The 18,648-nt window shown below is 34.7% G+C and carries 23 protein-coding genes and 1 riboswitch; of the genes, 16 read left to right on the top strand and 7 right to left on the bottom strand.

What is annotated here, in order from left to right; genetic code table 11:
• Positions 1-26 precede the first annotated feature (26 nt).
• Positions 27-722, bottom strand: a complete 696-nt coding sequence (locus AC3WSK_RS14310) for an SUKH-4 family immunity protein (protein WP_492414147.1) — start codon at positions 720-722, stop codon at positions 27-29.
• Positions 723-895: 173 nt separating this feature from the next.
• Here AC3WSK_RS14310 and AC3WSK_RS14305 point away from each other — a divergent pair, with 173 nt between their 5' ends.
• The 7 genes from AC3WSK_RS14305 to AC3WSK_RS14275 all read left to right on the top strand — a co-directional run bounded on the left by AC3WSK_RS14305 (position 896) and on the right by AC3WSK_RS14275 (position 6,711).
• The gene (locus tag AC3WSK_RS14305) at positions 896-1,534 is read left to right on the top strand and encodes a DUF2975 domain-containing protein (protein ID WP_492414146.1); all 639 of its coding nucleotides are present in this window, start codon (positions 896-898) and stop codon (positions 1,532-1,534) included.
• A gap of 11 nt (positions 1,535-1,545) precedes the next feature.
• Positions 1,546-1,758, top strand: a complete 213-nt coding sequence (locus tag AC3WSK_RS14300) for a helix-turn-helix domain-containing protein (RefSeq protein WP_079560164.1) — start codon at positions 1,546-1,548, stop codon at positions 1,756-1,758.
• A 424-nt stretch (positions 1,759-2,182) separates the two neighbouring features.
• The gene (locus AC3WSK_RS14295; RefSeq protein ID WP_492414145.1) at positions 2,183-2,713 is read left to right on the top strand and encodes a TetR/AcrR family transcriptional regulator; all 531 of its coding nucleotides are present in this window, start codon (positions 2,183-2,185) and stop codon (positions 2,711-2,713) included.
• 5 nt (positions 2,714-2,718) lie between these two features.
• Positions 2,719-3,045 (top strand): DMT family transporter, encoded by a 327-nt coding sequence (locus AC3WSK_RS14290; protein ID WP_079560166.1) that lies wholly within the window; start codon positions 2,719-2,721, stop codon positions 3,043-3,045.
• A gap of 14 nt (positions 3,046-3,059) precedes the next feature.
• Positions 3,060-3,392, top strand: a complete 333-nt coding sequence (locus AC3WSK_RS14285; protein WP_492414144.1) for a DMT family transporter — start codon at positions 3,060-3,062, stop codon at positions 3,390-3,392.
• A gap of 465 nt (positions 3,393-3,857) precedes the next feature.
• On the top strand, positions 3,858-4,289 hold the full coding sequence (locus AC3WSK_RS14280; protein WP_079560168.1) for a hypothetical protein: 432 nt from the start codon (positions 3,858-3,860) through the stop codon (positions 4,287-4,289).
• 121 nt (positions 4,290-4,410) lie between these two features.
• Positions 4,411-6,711 (top strand): YheC/YheD family protein, encoded by a 2,301-nt coding sequence (locus tag AC3WSK_RS14275; RefSeq protein ID WP_492414143.1) that lies wholly within the window; start codon positions 4,411-4,413, stop codon positions 6,709-6,711.
• A gap of 96 nt (positions 6,712-6,807) precedes the next feature.
• Here the strand turns inward: AC3WSK_RS14275 and AC3WSK_RS14270 are convergent, their stop codons facing one another.
• On the bottom strand, positions 6,808-8,013 hold the full coding sequence (locus AC3WSK_RS14270; RefSeq protein WP_170938906.1) for an ATP-grasp domain-containing protein: 1,206 nt from the start codon (positions 8,011-8,013) through the stop codon (positions 6,808-6,810).
• Between the two features lie 150 nt (positions 8,014-8,163).
• Between AC3WSK_RS14270 and AC3WSK_RS14265 the strand changes: the two genes are divergently transcribed.
• Complete coding sequence (locus tag AC3WSK_RS14265) at positions 8,164-9,558, top strand: UDP-N-acetylmuramoyl-tripeptide--D-alanyl-D-alanine ligase (RefSeq protein WP_079560170.1); 1,395 nt, start codon at positions 8,164-8,166, stop codon at positions 9,556-9,558.
• Positions 9,559-9,697: 139 nt separating this feature from the next.
• The gene (locus AC3WSK_RS14260; RefSeq protein WP_079560171.1) at positions 9,698-11,083 is read left to right on the top strand and encodes a UDP-N-acetylmuramoyl-tripeptide--D-alanyl-D-alanine ligase; all 1,386 of its coding nucleotides are present in this window, start codon (positions 9,698-9,700) and stop codon (positions 11,081-11,083) included.
• Between the two features lie 60 nt (positions 11,084-11,143).
• On the opposite strand, the gene AC3WSK_RS14255 is transcribed toward AC3WSK_RS14260, so the two are convergent.
• The 5 genes from AC3WSK_RS14255 to AC3WSK_RS14235 all read right to left on the bottom strand — a co-directional run bounded on the left by AC3WSK_RS14255 (position 11,144) and on the right by AC3WSK_RS14235 (position 14,215).
• Positions 11,144-12,076 (bottom strand): C40 family peptidase, encoded by a 933-nt coding sequence (locus AC3WSK_RS14255; RefSeq protein WP_079560172.1) that lies wholly within the window; start codon positions 12,074-12,076, stop codon positions 11,144-11,146.
• A 528-nt stretch (positions 12,077-12,604) separates the two neighbouring features.
• Positions 12,605-12,967, bottom strand: coding sequence for a VOC family protein (locus AC3WSK_RS14250; protein ID WP_492414142.1), 363 nt, complete (start codon positions 12,965-12,967; stop codon positions 12,605-12,607).
• Positions 12,968-13,232: 265 nt separating this feature from the next.
• Positions 13,233-13,625 carry a DUF5367 domain-containing protein gene (locus AC3WSK_RS14245; protein WP_492414141.1) on the bottom strand — a complete coding sequence of 131 codons (393 nt, stop codon included), beginning with the start codon at positions 13,623-13,625 and terminating at the stop codon, positions 13,233-13,235.
• A gap of 17 nt (positions 13,626-13,642) precedes the next feature.
• Complete coding sequence (locus AC3WSK_RS14240) at positions 13,643-13,783, bottom strand: hypothetical protein (RefSeq protein WP_240518200.1); 141 nt, start codon at positions 13,781-13,783, stop codon at positions 13,643-13,645.
• Positions 13,784-13,861: 78 nt separating this feature from the next.
• The gene (locus tag AC3WSK_RS14235) at positions 13,862-14,215 is read right to left on the bottom strand and encodes a TetR/AcrR family transcriptional regulator (RefSeq protein ID WP_240518201.1); all 354 of its coding nucleotides are present in this window, start codon (positions 14,213-14,215) and stop codon (positions 13,862-13,864) included.
• 227 nt (positions 14,216-14,442) lie between these two features.
• Here AC3WSK_RS14235 and AC3WSK_RS14230 point away from each other — a divergent pair, with 227 nt between their 5' ends.
• The 7 genes from AC3WSK_RS14230 (at position 14,443) to AC3WSK_RS14200 (ending at position 18,534) form a co-directional block, all read left to right on the top strand.
• Positions 14,443-14,592: a hypothetical protein gene (locus AC3WSK_RS14230; RefSeq protein WP_094075068.1), complete on the top strand. Its 150-nt coding sequence runs from the start codon at positions 14,443-14,445 to the stop codon at positions 14,590-14,592.
• A 203-nt stretch (positions 14,593-14,795) separates the two neighbouring features.
• Positions 14,796-14,985, top strand: a riboswitch (cobalamin riboswitch).
• Positions 14,986-15,142: 157 nt separating this feature from the next.
• Positions 15,143-15,400: a phage integrase N-terminal SAM-like domain-containing protein gene (locus AC3WSK_RS14225; protein WP_492414140.1), complete on the top strand. Its 258-nt coding sequence runs from the start codon at positions 15,143-15,145 to the stop codon at positions 15,398-15,400.
• Positions 15,401-15,498: 98 nt separating this feature from the next.
• The gene (locus AC3WSK_RS14220) at positions 15,499-15,759 is read left to right on the top strand and encodes a tyrosine-type recombinase/integrase (RefSeq protein WP_492414139.1); all 261 of its coding nucleotides are present in this window, start codon (positions 15,499-15,501) and stop codon (positions 15,757-15,759) included.
• A gap of 216 nt (positions 15,760-15,975) precedes the next feature.
• Positions 15,976-16,932 (top strand): polysaccharide deacetylase family protein, encoded by a 957-nt coding sequence (locus tag AC3WSK_RS14215; RefSeq protein ID WP_492535061.1) that lies wholly within the window; start codon positions 15,976-15,978, stop codon positions 16,930-16,932.
• A 77-nt stretch (positions 16,933-17,009) separates the two neighbouring features.
• On the top strand, positions 17,010-17,315 hold the full coding sequence (locus AC3WSK_RS14210) for a polysaccharide deacetylase family protein (protein WP_492535059.1): 306 nt from the start codon (positions 17,010-17,012) through the stop codon (positions 17,313-17,315).
• A 237-nt stretch (positions 17,316-17,552) separates the two neighbouring features.
• The gene (locus AC3WSK_RS14205) at positions 17,553-17,924 is read left to right on the top strand and encodes a DUF5391 family protein (protein ID WP_200749829.1); all 372 of its coding nucleotides are present in this window, start codon (positions 17,553-17,555) and stop codon (positions 17,922-17,924) included.
• 115 nt (positions 17,925-18,039) lie between these two features.
• On the top strand, positions 18,040-18,534 hold the full coding sequence (locus tag AC3WSK_RS14200; protein ID WP_492414991.1) for a hypothetical protein: 495 nt from the start codon (positions 18,040-18,042) through the stop codon (positions 18,532-18,534).
• The last annotated feature ends 114 nt before the right edge of the window (positions 18,535-18,648 follow it).

The raw sequence follows: 18,648 nt of genomic DNA, 5'->3' as shown, positions 1-18,648 counted from the left end.
CCTCTCGTAAATTGAGAGGGCTTATTTTACCATCCGCTTAGACCTAATCCTTTGCGATGGGACGATTCAAGCATCACTAGTTTTTTCTCCCATTCATCACATTTCTTTTCCCAATAATGAGAAGGAAGTATAGACGGATCAAACTTCCGTAATGTAGTCCTTAATTGATGAGGGATAGCTAGTATTTCATCACTAAACTTCATTTCGTCTTTATCTCGAAAATTATTATAGTATTTCACAATTTTATTGACGCATCGTTTATATGCCGCTAAAGAATGACAAAAAGTCTCTATTGATGAATTTACATAAATGCGTTCTATGTTTTCAAAATTGCTGTAGTCAATTAAGAGAATTTCATCACTAACTTTACTGAGTACAAAATATTCATGATTGGCATGCTTTTTAATCAGATAGAAATCCTCAAACATTAAATACATCGGTAGTTTATTGATAATATCTGCATAGTACCAATCACCTTCAAGTTTCTTTAAAGGTTCCTCCTCACCAGATTGTTCTAATTTTGATGCTTCCGCTTTTAATTCCGCCTCTTTAAGGGAGGTATAGCTTCTCAAAAATCCTTTCGCAATCGATAAAAATTTATATTTTCTGCGGAACTTTTCAAAGTCGTCTTCAATATTCTCAACTAGAAAGTTAATTGTAGTTTGAGAGATTCCTATTTGATCCATTTGTAAGATCATTCTGTATGTAGGTAAAGATTCCAATTCTATTTCATCCCTTTCAAGTTGTAACTATTGCCTTTTGTCCTAGTATACCTAATTCAGTATGCGTGATGGTATTAAAATTAAACAATAATTTTTTAATGATAAACATTAATTAATTATTGAAAAGGGTATAGTGAGATGTATAATTAACAATAAGAGAGGGGATGCTTGGAATGGAACAAATAATCCAAAGTAAAGAATTTCTATTTTTAACAAAAGGGTTACGTTTAATTTTTACAATCATGATGGTTTTAATTATAATTGGACTTATTATGATAGGCGTATTATGTGCAGGGGTAATTTTTGTGCCGGAGAATAGTGTAAATAATTTTCTAGAACAAGGTAATATAACAGCTTTCATTCATTTAGAAGGGATTCAAATTGAATTAGCAGATAAGGTAATGGAAAATATTCAGTATACGAAAATGAGTGTCGTGAAATTACTATTGACTGCTACAATCTACATAGGATTATTATTATTCATCGTTGTTCAAGTAAGAAATCTATTGAGTAATTTAAGTAAAGGAATTATTTTTTCAGAAAAGAATAGTAGAAAAATAGAATGGATAGCTTATACTGTAGTTGTATTAAGCTTGACAGTAGATACATTTCGCACGTACATTGCTTATACAGTTACTGAACAAATACAATTAGGTGAGTTGTTAGTAGGTACAGGTTTGATAAAAGAGATAAGCTTTCAATTTCCCGGAATTAATTGGACTTTATTATTATGTGGTTTCGTCATTTGGACGATAGCACGTGTATTCCGATATGGTGCGTTTTTACAGGATGAATATGATGCAAGAGCTTAGGAAGTGAAAAAATGACGATAATTATTCGATTAGATCGAATGCTTGCTGATCGAAAAATGCAGCTAAGTGAGCTAGCAGAAAAAGTAGATGTGTCGATTGTCAATCTATCCAACTTAAAAACTGGAAAGGTTAGAGCTGTGCGGTTTTCTACGTTGAATGCAATATGTAAGGCATTGAACTGCCAGCCAGGAGATATTTTGGAGTATATAGACGATGAAGAATAACAGAGACCCGAAGCGTGAATGCTATTCGGGTCTCGATTTTTTTTACGGTAATTGACGATGTGAAATAAGAACTGTAAAATAAAAAAGACCGACCAGACGGTTTTTTCTTCAGTCAGTAGAAGACTCCTACCTGTGAAGGTGGCGAGATGAATGCTGACGAGGTTTCTATTCAGTGGGTGGTTTCTAAACCCCTACTGAATGAAGACAAAGCCTCCGGCGGATGTCACGGATTTTTAAAGGAATGAGAAAATGATGTTAGCCTAAAACCTTCGCAACCTGCGAAAACGGCTAACTGACCTGCATCGGTAAAAACGCCACGTCCTGTGGCATTACGAAATGACCGACATCGTGTCGGCCCTCGTGCAGGCCTGGGGACAATTCAAAATCCGGACGCAATTACGCCAAGGCGAAAAGGGGGGATTGTGTGTCATCAAAAGCAGATTTAAAACGAATACATATTATTCAAACGGCGATTCAATTTTTAAAGGATAATGATTTAAGTACTTTAACTTTAGAAAGGATAGCCGAAAGGGCGAACATTAGTAAAGGTGGTTTACTGTATCATTTTAATACGAAGGATGCCCTTCAAACTGCAATTGCTGAAACGATTTTAAACGAGGTTATACAATCCTTTGAACATCTAGCAAGTTTTGAGCAAGGGACAGGAAGGCTGTCGAGAGCATTTATTTTAACTTCTCAAAAAGATCTTGCGAATGGAGCATCTTTAAATATTGCGGTTCAAATATTGCATAATGACCATTCATCCATCTCAACCGTTTATGAATGTTTATTAGAAGAGTTGTTTCAGGATGGCTTAGAGGCCTCCGTTGTTCATTTGATTCGGTTAACGATTGATGGATTGTATTATTCAAAACTATTAAATATCGCACCGTTATCCGATAAGGCAACAGAAGCTGTCTTTGAACAATTAATGCACATGACAAGGAAGGACTAACATACATGAGTGCTTTAGGTTTTTTATTTATTTCAATTATCGCAGAAGTTTTTGCAAGTTCGATGCTGAAACTTACAAATGGCTTTAAACGATTATTCCCCTCAATTGGTGTAGTGGTTGGCTATGGAACAGCTTTTTATTTCTTTTCTCTAACATTACAATCTTTAGCAATTGGCACTGCCTATGCGATATGGGCAGGAATAGGAACGGCGCTAACGGCATTAATCGGTGTAATCTTTTATAAGGAATTATTTAATAAAAAAAAGCTGATGGGTATTCTATTTATTATTGTTGGTGTAGTTATCCTTAACCTTGCGGGTAGCGGACATTAAGGAGGAATTTGTAAATGAAGGGTTATCTTTTTTTAGCGTTATCTATTGTCAGTGAGGTATTTGCAACTACGATGCTTAAGTTTTCAGAGGCATTTACAATTATAAGTCCATCCATCGCTGTAGCCATAGGATATGGGATTTCGTTTTATTCTTTGTCCTTATGCTTAAAAACGCTGCCATTAAGCCTTGCATATGCCATTTGGTCAGGTATAGGTACAGCCTTAACAGTAATTGTCGGAATTGTTGTGTGGGGAGAAATGTTTAATTTATACTCAGCAATCGGAATTACACTAATTATTGGCGGTGTAATTCTGCTAAATCAGGGGGACCAACAAAGTGTTCAATAAAGTGAAACGTGGAGTTCACTATTAATAATTACTCATCATCAAACGAGCATTAACGGGCAGTTGAACTCCGACCTAACTTCTTTGTTGTTGTTTAGGGAGTCATACTGCCCGTTTATTCTTGCTTTAAAACCTTCTGCAATGAACTTCAAAATATCAATTCTCCAAATGAAAGGTTAACATAATCTAAATTCGGTTAACTATTTTCCCTCAGTTTTCAAGATAAAGAACTAATTTTATAGGTAAATCGAAAAAAGTCGTCATATTCATTGTCTTTACATATGATAAAGAGAAGATGTTGGATAAAGTGAAATGGGAGATTCTTATCCCCGCTGATTGTTCATAAACCAATCAGGCTATTACGGGCAGTAGAACTCCCACTTATATTTTTTACACTAAAACCTTAAATAGGTAGTCTTACTGTCCTGGACGAATGGGCACATGTAGACTTGGGAGGGGCTGGGGGAAATGAATAATGAAAATAAAAGAAACCATTTTCTATGTGAAGCGCTCTACGACATAAAAGCACTCCAAGATATGATAAAGGATTTTCATTCTAAATACTTTGGTCAACTGCTTGTGAAAATTGTGGGAAGTGATACAATTCCCTTTTTTTTAATTACACAAAACGGTACCCATTTAAGGTTAATGGATACGGTAAAGCAGTTTGAAACAGAGTTTTTTCGTATAGAGGCTATTGATAAAGAACTTTGTCGAGGAACTGTTTCGCTTTTGCGTGCTTATGATTATGAAGGGCATGATACGAATTTAATTGCAGAGGTTGTCAGATTAGAGCGAACGTCCACAGTAAAATCCATTGAATTAAGTAGTATTTCTGCGATTCAGTTACTGAAGCCAGACATGTTAAAAGGGAAATTTATCATTGAGCCCAAATGGTGATGAAATTTTTAACTTTTTGCAGCCTATTAAAATAACATGAAAATTAGAGCATCTGTCTATATGCACGTTGTATGACTGAATTTATTAAAGAGAGAATCGTATGAAGGGAAGAGATTAATGAATGACAATTATTGGAATGTTACATCATCGTCTAGATCCTCGAACAGTTATTAAGTCTTATGCGTTTGCAGCTGTCGCAAAAGCAGAAGGGGCTCAATTTTTTTACTTTACACCAAAAAGTGTTAACTTCGATGATCGTTCCATTAGAGGAAAAGTATATGAAAATGGTGATTGGCATGAAAGAACGATGCCTTTCCCAGATGTTATATACAATGCAGGGAGTCCAGAAAAATTATCCGTATCAAAGGACATTATTGAGAAATTGAAAAAGGAAATCCCTTTTACAACCTATTCTATAGGGAATAAGTGGAATGTAATGAAGCGGCTGAAGGAAGCTAAGGAGTTCGAAAAGTATTTAATTCCATCTGAAATTGTAGCAAATATTGATTTATTCCATAAATTTATCGCTTTTTATAGAAAAGTCGTATTTAAACCGACAGATGGCCGTAAGGGTAAAGGGATTTATTTTATTTCGAAAGTAGGAAGTACTAACTTTGAAGTAAAAAAGGATTCTGAAACGACTGTTTGTTCCAAGTCACAGCTAGATGAAATAATTAGAGGGCAGCTTTCTACAGGCACCTTTATCGTGCAACCCTATATTCAATCCACAACAAAAACAGGTCAAGTTTATGATTTTCGTCTTCATGTTCAAAAAAACGGTGAAGGTAAATGGGTTATAACGACGATTTATCCACGAATTGCACCAAATGGCTCTATTATACCTAATATAAACAATGGTGGATTTACGAATTATTTAGATCCTTTTCTAGAGCAGGAATTTAAAGAAGAGGCCTTTGATATTCGGCGTATGTTAGAGCATTTTTCCTTATCGCTAGCTCAACATTTAGATGAAATTCAGATGGTGCAATTTGGAGAAGTTATTGATGAAATTGGCATTGATATAGGCTTAGATGAACATCGGAAAATTTGGATGTATGAAGTAAACTGGCGACCAGGTTGCCCTCCTGCCTTTTATTTAGAATTAGACGTGGTGATCAATACGATAAGGTACGCCATGTACCTTGCTAACAACCAAAAGCAAATAAAAAGGGAAATTAAGAAACAGAAGAAAAATAAGGATATAAGCGAAGTTAAAAGTGAAAATACACAACAGACGACAAATAAGGCTATTGGCGAAGTTAAAAGTGAAAATACACAACAGACGACAAATAAGGCTATAAGCGAAGTTAAAAGTAAAATTACCCAACAGAAGACAAATAGGGCTTTACCGATTATTGCGATTACCGGCAGTGCTGGAAAAACGACATCAAAAGCATTTCTTGCCTCTATTTTATCGGAAAAATGGAATATTTTTGAGTCAAAAGATTATTGGAATACAACAGAGCATACGAAAAAACATAAAGAAGAAATTAACGATTCGCATGAGGCTGTTGTGTTAGAGTACGGGATGGCCTACCCAGGTATCATAACGAATCACTGTAGTATTATCCAACCGAATATTAGTATTATTACAAATATAGGTTTAGCTCATGTAGGCAACTTTGATGGAGATATTAAAGGCGTGGCCAAGGCAAAATCAGAATTAATACATGGCATGGATCAAAACGGTTTATTAATATTGAATAAGGACGATGACAACTCAAAATATTTAGAGACACAGCAATTTAAAGGAAAGGTATTAACAGTTGGTATTCATGGCACAGCGGACTATAATGCTTATGATATTCAATATAAAGATATCGGTATGACCTTTAAAATAAAGCTACAAGGACAGGAAATGGCTATGTATATCCCCATTTTAGGAGAGCATCATGTTTACAATGCGCTGAATGCGGTTGCAGTTGCAGATTATTTAGGATTTAGTCCAGCAGATATTCAAGCGGGGCTAAACTTTAAAAAACCACCTAGAAGATTAACGATTTATAACTGTTCAGATGATATTACGGTTATTGACGATACGGTTCACTCTCATCCACAGGGCGTACGTGCAGCTATTAATGTTCTTACAAATATAGCAAAGAAACGTAAAGTTGCTATTATTGGGCAAATGCGAGAACTAGGGGATTTGAGAGAAGAGGAATATCGTAAATTGGGTGAATATATTTATGAGCAAGACATAGATTTATTCATCACATATGGCTTTAGAACGGAGGAAATGGGAGCAGCCGCAAAGGCTATAGGGATGGATCCTTCTAAAATTTATCATTTCATTAATAAGGAAAGCTTGCATGCTCTTTTAGAGAAAGTTATAGAACCGTACGACACCATTTTAGTAAAGGGTGCTAGTAAAACGAATATGTTCGAAACGGTTAAATTTTTAGAGCAAACATTTAAAGAATAAATAAAAAAGCCCGAGTAATTGACCTTTTGAAAAGGGACAATTATTCGGGATATTTTTTGTAGCTAAACAATGAGAGCAGTTTCATGAATCTTAAATCTATGACACTTTTAGAATGAATTTTATTTCTTTTGCGGCATTTATTGCGTTATCTTTTGCTTCATCTAATGTCGCACCTTCCGCAATTACATAGGCATAACGATGTCCCATCGATAAAGGAGGGGTCAGAAATGTTCCTCTTCTCGGCTTCACATATACTTCCACAACTCCCGGTGAATTCGTTGCTCTATTTCTTCCAATAACTTTTTCTAAAATACCTTTACTTTCAACAATTACGTATTTTGTATAGACGAACTTTTTATGCCTAGGATTGATATTAGGGCATTCACCTAAAAATAATTTAAGTGTTTCTTCCACTAAATTAAATCCAAAAGCGGCAGAAATCATTGAATTCATTGCCCCCCCTGAAATTCGAGGATTAATCTCGATAAGCTTCCAGCCATTCTTTGTTAAACGGAGTTCTAAATGCAGTGCCCCATTTTCGATGTTAAACGCTTTAACAATAGATTGGAGCACCTCCTCAAGACCAGTTTGAATTTCTTTAGGAACTTTCACGAGAACCCCGTAACCAGTTATGATAAAACGTTTACCTTGAGTAATTTCTTGTTCAATAATGCCAATGACATGAGGTTGTCGCTTATAGACAAGTGCTTCTACTAAATATTGTGGGCCATCGATATATTCTTCAATCATTAGTGTTTCACGAGGATTTTTACTTCGTAGGTAGCTTAGGTGTTTATTCAGTTCGCTTGAGTCATTTGCTAACAAAACATCTTTGGAGCCTGTTGATTTTGGAGATTTTACAATGAGTGGAAATTTCAAGTTGTTAGGCACGGACTCATTAGGCTTGAGAAGGAAAAATGTAGGAGTATAAGGCTGGTTCTTTAAAAAATTTCTAGTCTTCTCTTTATCCTCCATCATTTCAATAGCTGTTGAAGATGTATAGTTTTCACAAAATTCATCACATAACATAGAGGCAATATGGACATAAGGATCGACAAAACTAACGATAGATTTTATTTCTAACCCAATTTTACTTAAATTGTTAATCTCATCTTTCATGTCTTCTATATTTGAAGTATCAATAAGAATCATTTTATGAATATCTGGGTAGGCTCTTCTCTGCTGCAATTGCTTTTCGTTGTTTGTAAAAAGTACAGTAAAATAACCTAATTTTTCTGCTGCTCTTGTTGCTTCACGACTTGACCCGGATTTGTTTGTGCCGATAAATATAATCGTTTTCAGGTATATCACTCCTTCTATTGGTACTTAGATACTTAATCAACTATATATATATGCGAAGAAATAGATTTCCTCTAGTTATGTATCTCGTCTACATCCAAGCAACTTTTAAGAAGTTACATATACTAGAAAATGAAAGGAGGGGAGATTGATATGAAGCCTCTTACAGTGCAGGATTTAAAAGCGATAACTGCAGGCGATTTAGTGCAAGGGTCGGAGGAAGTGTTGATTCAACATGGTGCATATCGACTAAAGCAAGTTAAAAGACCAAATACAGTCCTTTTTACGAGTAAGCCTATTGTCAACTGGGAAAAACTTGAGCCATTTTATCCTATAGTACTTGTAACCGATAGATTTTATAGAAAAAAAGAAGTACCTGAGCAAATAATCATCATTAAAGTAAGAGATACAGATGAGGCCTATTGGAAGTTTGTAGATTTTTATCGCAATCAATTTAATATCCCTATCGTAGCCATTACTGGTACTTCTGGTAAATCGACGACGAAGGAAATGATTAAACATATACTATCTGCCAATAAAAATGTAACATCTACGCCACTTAGTAGTAATTCTAGAACTGCTTCTTTGCAATACTTACTGAATATTGATGATCATACTGAAGCAGCCGTTTTTGAGACTGCTGTTGGTTCACCGGGAGACATCCGAATTGCAGGGGATTATTTTAAGCCGACTATTGGGATCATTACAAATATAGGAGCACATCATTTAAATTATTGTAAAACGTTGGAGGGATATATCCAAGCAAAGGGTGAAATGTTGGACATTATTAGCCCTACAGGCACATTAATCATTAATGCTGAGGATATCAACACAGGTAAAATAGATTTATCGAAGTTTCACGGCCGCATCATTAAAGTAGGCAAGCATACATCCTGTGATTTTCGAGCAAGTAATATTCGCTACCACAAAAATGGTATGCTGTTCAACGTTCATCACAAGAAGAAACTCTATGAAATCTATGTACCAGGTTTTGGCGAGCACCAAGTATATAATGCGCTTGCTGCGATTGCAGCTATTTATGAAATGGGCTTGCCGATTTCTTTAGCAGCTGAACAACTGCAATCATACCGAAAACTGAATAAGCAGCTTCAGGTGTTTAAGGGCATTAATAATTCCATATTAATAGATGATACATGGAATATTACGACTACTTCTTTGGAGGCAGGGTTAAAGGTTTTGAATGCGCTCGGAGAAGGGAAGAAAAAGATTGCCATTATTGGGACGATTACAGATTTAGGGTCTTGGGGATATATCATTCACGAGCAAGCGGGAGAAATAATTAGGCAAATTGGGGTTGATGTACTCATTACGATAGGGGAACATGCAAGTATTATGGCGGTTCATGCCATTGAGGCAGGACTGAGTTCACCTGTGTATATTTATAAAAATAGTACGCTGGCCTATAAATTATTAGAAGATATTGTAGATGAAAATACGATTATTTTCATTAAAGGAGATATGTATAGTAAAGAAATTTATAAGTTGGCAGATGATCTAAAAATAAAGAAATCATCTGCTTCCGAATAGATTTCACCTAAATAAATGTTATTTTTCATCATTTACTAGATATTGAGCATATATATAGCTGATTGCTAAAAGAAAGAAGGCTAGTTATATATAGCTCATTTATCAGAAATGTACTTTATAGAAAGGAGGCGAAGTTAACTTGCAACATATCAGTGTGCATGAGATAAGAAAACTATTGCAAGGAGAATTATTAAGCGGTTCTGAACGCTGGTCTGTTAAACATGCGATTTATTACAACCGACATGATCTTACACAAAATCATACCCTTATGTTTGTTAGTAAAAGAGATACCATCAACTGGCAAGAAATAGATCGAAAGGGGCCATCTCTAGTCATTTCGGATAAATCATCAGAAGAATTGAAAGATGCACTGAAGAATACAACTGTAATACGCGTTAGGAGTATTGTGCAGGCCTATTGGAAATTCATTGAATATTACAGAAATCTATTCGAAATACCAGTCGTTGCTTTAACCGGAACATGTGGGAAAACTACTACGAAAGAAATGATTAAACACATAACTAGTAAGGAATGGGATGTTCAAGCATCTGTAAGTAGTAAAAATGAGCCACGGCAATCCTTGCCATACTTGACTGGAATCAATCAGAAGACAAAAGCAGCCATATTTGAATTAGGTTTGGGCAATATCGGAAATATTAAACACCAGTGTATGATCTATCAACCGACGATTGGTATTATTACGAATATAGGTGTCCATCATTTAGACGGGTGTATAAATCTTGATGGGTATATAAAAGCAAAGGCAGAAATTTTAGAAGGAATAAAAAAAGATGGCACACTAATCATTAATGGTGATGATGAAAACACTAAAAAGATCCCCTTGCATAAATTTAAAGGGAAGTTGATTACTTTTGGCGTTCACGAAAAATCAGATTATCAAGCTAAGAATATCCAATTCACAAAAGGCGGTATGCAATTTGTACTAAAAGTGTCAAATGACCAGTTCAATGTATTTGTTCCAGGATACGGTGAACATCAAGTATATAATGCGTTAGCGGCTATAGCTGCTGTAAAGGAAATGGGGCTTTCCATTGAAATCGCAATTTCGCATTTAAAAACGTTTAAAGCGATGGCAAGACATTTAGAGTTTTCAACTGGCATCGGTGAAAGTACGATCGTAGATGATACTTGGACAAATAACCCAACTTCTGTTGAAGCGGCACTAAAGGTGTTAGATACGATAGGAAAAGGGAAAAAAATAATTCTTATTTTAGGTGACATTAAGAGATTAGGCAATTTCGAAGAAAAATATCATCGAGAGATTGGCACAATGGTCGCGAAAAGAACTATTGATACGCTTATTACTATTGGTAAAAGAGCAGAAAATATCGCGAACCAAGCGTTGAAGGAAGGTACGAAGGCGGACGTTCATATGTTTAAAGATGTTTCAGGAGTATTAGATGTACTAAAGACTAAGCTCGATAGTGAAACCATCGTACTTATTAAAGGACCAATGTCTAGCAAATCTATGATCGAATTTGCGAATCAGTTGAAAAATAAATAAAAAGAAAAAGAAGCTTCCTTAAGGAAAGCTTCTTTTTTCTACATACAATTTAGAGCGGTCTTAAAAAACACGTTTTGCTGTAATATAATGCTCTTTGTAATAATCAACCATTAGTACTCTTGTATTTATACCACTAGAACTTGGAATGATAATACGGTGATCACCTGCATAGATAGCTACTAGTGAAGGAGTTTTAGAGCCTACAACACTATTAAAGAACACTAAATCACCCTTTTTTAAATTGGAACGTGAAACGGTTGTGCCAGCATTCATCAGATCCTTTAAATTGGTTGTACCAAGTTTAACGCCACTCTTGCGATAAACAAAGTCTACAAATCCTGGCGCTGTAAAGCGAAGACTTGCTTCATTATTTGTAGAGCTGATCGTTACTTTATTTTTATAATTAAAGGCGTTTTCAACAATTTTATCGCCTTTAGTTGCAGGATTAGCTGAAAGTAGTGTAGGTAATACTCTACGAGCAGTTACATAATTATCTGTATAATATGGTTTACTATTTAAATCAGAGATAACGATATTTTGCTTAGGATCAGCCATGTGAATCATTTTATTGTTGCCAATATACATTCCTACATGATCAGGATCTGTTCCTGTTTTTTTACTCTTAAAGAAAAGTAAATCGCCTTTTTGTAATTGATTCTTTGCCACGTAAGTCCCTTGTTGCATCATATAATCTTCATTGTAAGTTCCAATATCTATACCATTTTTCTCGAAAATGTACATGATAAAAGTTGCACAAGAAAATTTATATGGATACGTAGCCTTGTATGTTGTATTACTATATGTTGCTTGACCAATTAAGCTTTTTCCAGTTTGAATTAATTGTTCCGCTTTCGCAGCAACAGCCTGAGAGTTATTTTGAGCATTAGTTGTTGCAGCCTCTACTTTTACTGGGTGAACAGTTGGTTGTACTATTCCCAATGTACTAAAACCTATCGATAATGCTAATGTTGTTGTTAAAAATTTTTTATTCATGATGTTAAGTTCCTCCTGAAGCTATTTGTTAAGTTTAATCCTGTTTTGGATTTTCTCTGGAATTAATCGTAGCATGAAAAAGTAAGGCTTCTTTGAGGTAATTGTTACCACGGTGGATGGGAATTCACTGTAAACACCTGATACAAAAGGCTTCATCGCCTTAATTTACAGTTTTATTACAAATGTTTCAGTTGGGTGAAGTAATTGTTAGAATCGAAAGGTCATAGGGTAGTAAAAGCCTTGACGGAGGGGGAAACGACGATACACTCAGCATGAAATACTTAGCGATATTCAGGTTTTCATTTTTTGCTTTTTAGACGGCGGATGTCGATAAAATTCAAAAGTTGGGGGATAAAACGCAAAAGTTAATCGATAAAATAAAACAATTGGCCAATAAAACGAAAAAGTGATCCGATAAAATTCAAAAGTTAGATGACATTTGTTAAAACGACTGTCATGAGATATTCACCATCATATTTTTGAAAACATGCCAGTTGAATAGAAATTAACTTCTATTCAACTGTTGATTTAAATTTCCTGAATCATTTCTACTCTATTACCGAATGGATCTCTAAATTCAAAGCGTTCAAAATGAGGAATAGGAACTGAGTCGAAAATTTCAATATGATGTTCGATTAATATCTTTTTCCACTCACCTATATTTTTAACTTGATAGGCGATATGAGCTTTAGTCGTTAATCTATCAAAGCCATCTTCTGTTCCTACATGTACCTCTTTATTGCCGACCTGTAACCAAAACCCACCTCGTCCTTTAAGCGAATCAGGCTTTTCAAGTTCTTTTAGTCCTAATACTTGACAGTAAAAATGTTTCCCTTTTTCTTCTTCACCTTTTGGAATTGTTATTTGAACGTGATGTAGGCCTATAACCATTTGTTCTCCTCCTTTAATTCTAATCAATACTTACTTCTAGGATAATGATGGAAAACCCTTTAACTTCTTTCAGCGGGTGTCTAAACACTCGCTGAAATAGAGGAACTCAGACTAAGAACTTCACATCCTGCGAAAAACGCCTGAGTGGCCGACATCGTGTCGGCCCTCGTGTTGTTGCTGTCGCTGCGCTTTCGCACAAAAAACATCTGCAGGCCCAAGTACAAAGTGGATTCCGGACGCAATTAAGCCGAGGCATAATTGATTTTCATGAATGAATAGTATTCTTCCTCACGAATGAAGCCTTTGTAACACCTGTAATAAGTATTAGGGAATAGGCCCATAGAAGCCATGAGGCGAAATAACGATCTACATCAGCTGATAAATTCGGAAAAATATTATCGAAAACTAATAATACGACTGCATCAATGAGCATGCCCGGTAATACGATACAAATAGCAGCCAGTAATCGCTCAGTACCCTTTATCTTTTTCAAAGAATAAATAGGTATTATCGCTATCAAAATGAGTGGAATAGCTAAAATGAAAGCGGCTATCATGAATAATGGTTTTTCAAGGATAAAAAAGTAATTCCCCATTAATCGGAATACAGCACTTGCTACAAGCCAAATTGCAAACCCAAAACATAAAAAGAATGGCATTGTGGTTCCTCCTCAAATTATTTCCCTAGACGATACAGTGTCTCTAGGATTTTTTCTAACTGTTGATAGAATGCATCTACGTCGAAATCGTCCCGCATCATCACTTGTACGGCTAAACCGTCAATAAGGGCATTGAGAAAAATGCTCCACGTTTCCACTGTGACACCTTCAATTGGTGATGTATCCCACATTTTTTTTAAAATGTTACATAAATGTTCATTTTCAGTCGCTAAAATTTATCCAATTTGCTGCCTAATAGCTGGGTTAGTAAAGCCAAAGACGATTAAGGTGAAAAATAATTTATGATAAAAGGCTTCGTTTTCATATCGACTTTTTGCAGAGAAAAGTGCAGATTGAATCATTTGTTGATCAATCGTCAAAATTTTATTCCAAGAATTTCTACATATATCTTGGACAATTTCTAGAATTATTTGCTCTTTTGATTTGAAATGATAATAAATAGTTCCTTGTGTCACCCCGGCTCGCTTAGCAACAGCCTTTAATGTAAATTTTTCAATCCCTTTTACCACTAAACTTTGCTTGGCAGCCGTTAATAAATCAGACTTTTCGATTCCAGTAGGTTTCGCCATTGGTTTACACCTCTCTAGTTATTAGTTAGTTGGATAACTAACTATGAAATAATAAAATATTCCTTGATTTACAAGTTTATTTTAACAATGGAGGATACACATTGGATAAAAGATAGAAGGACTTAATAACACAAGACGCTATGGTATAATAATAAAAACGGAATAATAAGATAGAGGTACAAAGTTGAATAGTTTCTCTCTAAAGACAAGCAAAGTAGGTGAACAAAGTGGGGAAATATCAATTGGATACCAAAGGTAAGGTAGCTGTGCAAAAATATCATGAGAAACAGAAGCCTGCCAAATTTGATAAAAAGCAGCAACTTGAAAAAATACGTGCGGAGTATTTGAAAAAGAAGCAAAAACAAACAGATCAATAAGAGTAGTAAAGGAGCGAGATGAACGATGTGTTTATCTCGTTCTTATTTTGAGGGCATAGCAAGTATCCGATACCTCTGTATAGTTGTGAAAACGTCGTAAGCTATCTTGTGAATGAGGATGCCCCTGTTTCTGATAAATTAGTGTTGTCTACACTGATATAAAGGTGTCAATGTACACAAACCACTACGGTATAATAATAAAAACGGAATAATAAGATAGAGGTACAAATCATATTTTGATTTGTTTAAAAGGGAAGATCGGTGCAAATCCGACGCTGTCCCGCAACTGTAAATGGGAGCACGTTTCAAAAGATCACTGTTACAACTTGTAATGGGAAGGTGAAAAGTGTGATGAACATAAGCCAGGAGACCTGCCTTTATCTAGTACAACCAAAAAACCTACGAGGAATGAATTTTCTGTAGGGAATAGTGCTATGTTATAAACGTTGATATATCAAGGGTTTAACGTATATATTAAATTGAAATAAGATTGTATGCATGTAGTGAACACTTTACTTAGATTTTATATCTATTTTAAGGTGGTTTTTTTTTGTTAATTAAGTTCGCTATTCAAGATTTTTTAGATGAAAGAGAAATGATGAATCTAAGTGAAGAAACTTTAAAAGGCTATAGGATATTTTTTAGAGAGTTTCAAACATGGTTAAGGGAGAATGATATCCTAGACACTTCTGATGTGTCTCCGAATACGATAAAAAGTTATTTAGTATATTGTAAGAAGGAGAAAGGAAATGCACCTAGTACAATTAATAATAAGTTGAAAAACCTAAAAGCATTTTCAATCATTTAACTGAAAATGAATATATTCAAAAGAATCCTTGCTATAAAATAACAAAACAAAAAACAGATGAACGAATAGAAGTCTTTACAGATACTCATATAAGACAGATGCTACGATATTATAGACGTTTAAAGCGTAAAGACCACGAATATACAGCGTACAGAAATACAGCAATTATTATAACCTTGCTTGGTACAGGAATTAGAATAGGTGAATTACGCAACTTAAGATGGTCAGATGTGATGGAGAATCAATTAGTGGTTTTTGGTAAAAATCGCAAACAAGAAACTGTTCCATTAACACTGAATGGAATAGTACAGGTCCTCCTTCATGGTGGCCAAAACCTTATTATAGGGCACAACCTATAACAGGTGAAGTATGGTCAAATTTCTGGAAGCAAGTAACAGAAATTTACACCGAAGCACGGACAACTACAGAAATGCAAACACAATCAACATTCGATGGATGGGATTTTGATACGGTATGGACAATAGATGAAGGTAGAGATTATCCTAGATTTAAATTAAAGATTACACAAATAAAATGCAAACGGATGCCATTAACAAACTACAGAGGGTGATAATATGACAAAATTTAATCAAGAAAAGTTAATCCGTGATGCATTGGGAAGCCCTATACTTAGTCAGTATTGGGATGATGTGAAGCAAACTTTTATAATACCAGGTGGTGAAGGTGTTGATTTTACAAAAAAGAAGCTGATTCGTGATGCAGTTGGCGCAGTCATACCGCAATATTGGGATGGTAAAAAGGGTGGATTTGCAGCTATTACATCGGAAAATCAGCAGTCTAAAGAAACCATTAACCAGGGAAGATTAATGACAGACTTCTCAAGATGGCAATTGTGGTATGGAGTAGTTTCACAAGATACAGAACATGTTAAAGTTGGACAGTCGTCTGTCAAAGTAACTACAAATGATGCCAATACTACATCAGCGAGTAGAATAAGATCAGTACAATTTAACTTATCAAAAACCAAAACAATGATGATACGATTCTACGTAGAAGATGTGAACAAGCTTTCTAATATTGAATTGAGGTTATCTTCAGTTGATAATATGGCCAGCTATTTTTCTTGGAAAACAACAAAATGGAAAATGATTAGTGGATGGAATGAGGTTATGATACCTCTTTCTAAATTGAATGTTGTAGGTAATGAAAGTCTTAATAATTCGATTACAACATTACAAATTAGTGTTACTGGCAATCATACATTTGTTGTATTTGATGGAATCTACACCAATAGGATTTCAAAAGGAAATGTATTGCTTCACTTTGATGATGGTTTTATTTCTCAATATACGAACGCTTTTCCCCTCATGTTGGCTAGAGGATTCGTTGGATCAGTCGGTGTCATTAGCAGCTCAGTAGGTATAACGGGATATATGAATTTAGCACAATTAAAAGAGATATATAATTATGGGTGGGATTTGTTTAATCACACTGTTACACATCAAGATTTATCAACATTGTCAATACATCGTATTCAGGAAGAATTGGACGTTTTTGCAGGCAATGGTTAATTTCAAATGGATTTTCCAGAACTGCTGATTTTGTAGCGTATCCTTATGGCGGTTATAATAATGACGTTTTAGAGGTCATGAAAAACTATAAATTAGGAAGGTCAATAAGAGAAGAATATGAAATTCTTCCACCAATTCAACCACATCTGCTTAAAACGGTCATTCTATATAACAATGTAGAAGAAATCACATTTAGAAATGCGATTGATTATGTAATAGAAACAGGGGCATCGGTTATTTTCCTACTTCATAAAGTAGAAGATGTAAATACAGATGAAATGAATTATCCGACAGAAAAGTTTAAAAACATGCTTGATTATCTATATTCAAAGCAGGAAGAACTAAATGTACTGTCATGGAGTGAGTATGCAAATATGTTTTAAGTGAAACGCGAGCATAAGCTAGCGTTATTTTTTATGTGACAAATCATCATCAAAAAGTTATTGAGGCTTTTTTTATATAAAAAGCATATCATTAATGATATAGGAGGTCTTTAAATAAGGCTGTTTTCGTAAACTTTGTTGTTTTGGTTAAATAGTGTTATTCAACAATCGGGCCAGATTGTTGAGGTGCATATGTAAAGTGAACTTACCAAAAATTATTCTTATGGAGGTTGTAGAATGAGAAATGGTGTTATCTTAATGACCATAATTTCGGGGCTACTTTTCTGTTTTATAATGATTGCAGCTTCGCTAACTCCCTTTCCGGATCCTGGTGGATTCAATTCTTTAGGTATGTGGCTGAATATTATAATGTTTCTTGTCTTTTATATTCTGTCTTTAATTTTGTATTGGGTAGGAGTTAAAGGAATGAAATATGTTATGGCAGTTTTTTGCGGAGTAGGGTTACTTATATCACTTTCAATAATTGTACTGGCATTTGTAATGGGAACGGTTACTTATAATGTTTCTGATTTTCTATATGTGATCGTTCTTTGCGTTATGTCACTAATTGCCAATATCGTTTGGTATATTGTTGCATTTAAAAAGTAGCAGATTTATAACGTTCTGTTTTATAGGGATGCAATGTATTAAACAATCGGGCGCGATTGTTGTATAGCCCAACTTTTCTTTATAGCAACAATCTTTGAGAAAACAGCCTTAAATAATGACTATAATTAATGATATGAACTACAAGTTAAAAGAAGCTAAATACTATTTAAATGACATGAGAATTAAACAATCTACTGGCACAAAGGAAGAATTTACTTATGCTTTTAGTTCATTTTTAACAAGCATTAGAAGTGTCACACAATACGCTTTTGATTATAAACAACAAGCGTATGATACATTAATCTCTAGCCTTAAATTCAAGGGTGTGTTTACAGATTTAAGAAATGAGAATATACATGCAAAACCTGTAGGAACTTCAAATGCTGGTCAGAGTTCTATACCTATAGTTCTGACAGTATCGAATGGAGAAAGTGAAGTAGATTCTTTAGAAAAAGATGAAAAAGAAAGTAGTCCTTTGAATGAATATTATTACATTTTTGAAGGACAATTTGATACGCTTGAATTTAGGGATAAGACTCTTATTGAATTAGCAAGCTTATATATTAATGAAGTAGAAAAATTTATTAGTGACTATGAGCAATTGATTTAAATCATAACATCTTTATAAAGAAAGCCTTCCACAGAAAATGAAGTGACCCCTAAAAGTTAGACACGGTTATTTCATTAGGCAGCTTGAGTAAAATGAGTTCGGTATTGAACCGGA

The organism is Lysinibacillus sp. EB271-A1-10B, assembly GCF_058791335.1.
This window is presented reverse-complemented; position numbering and strand designations above follow the sequence as displayed.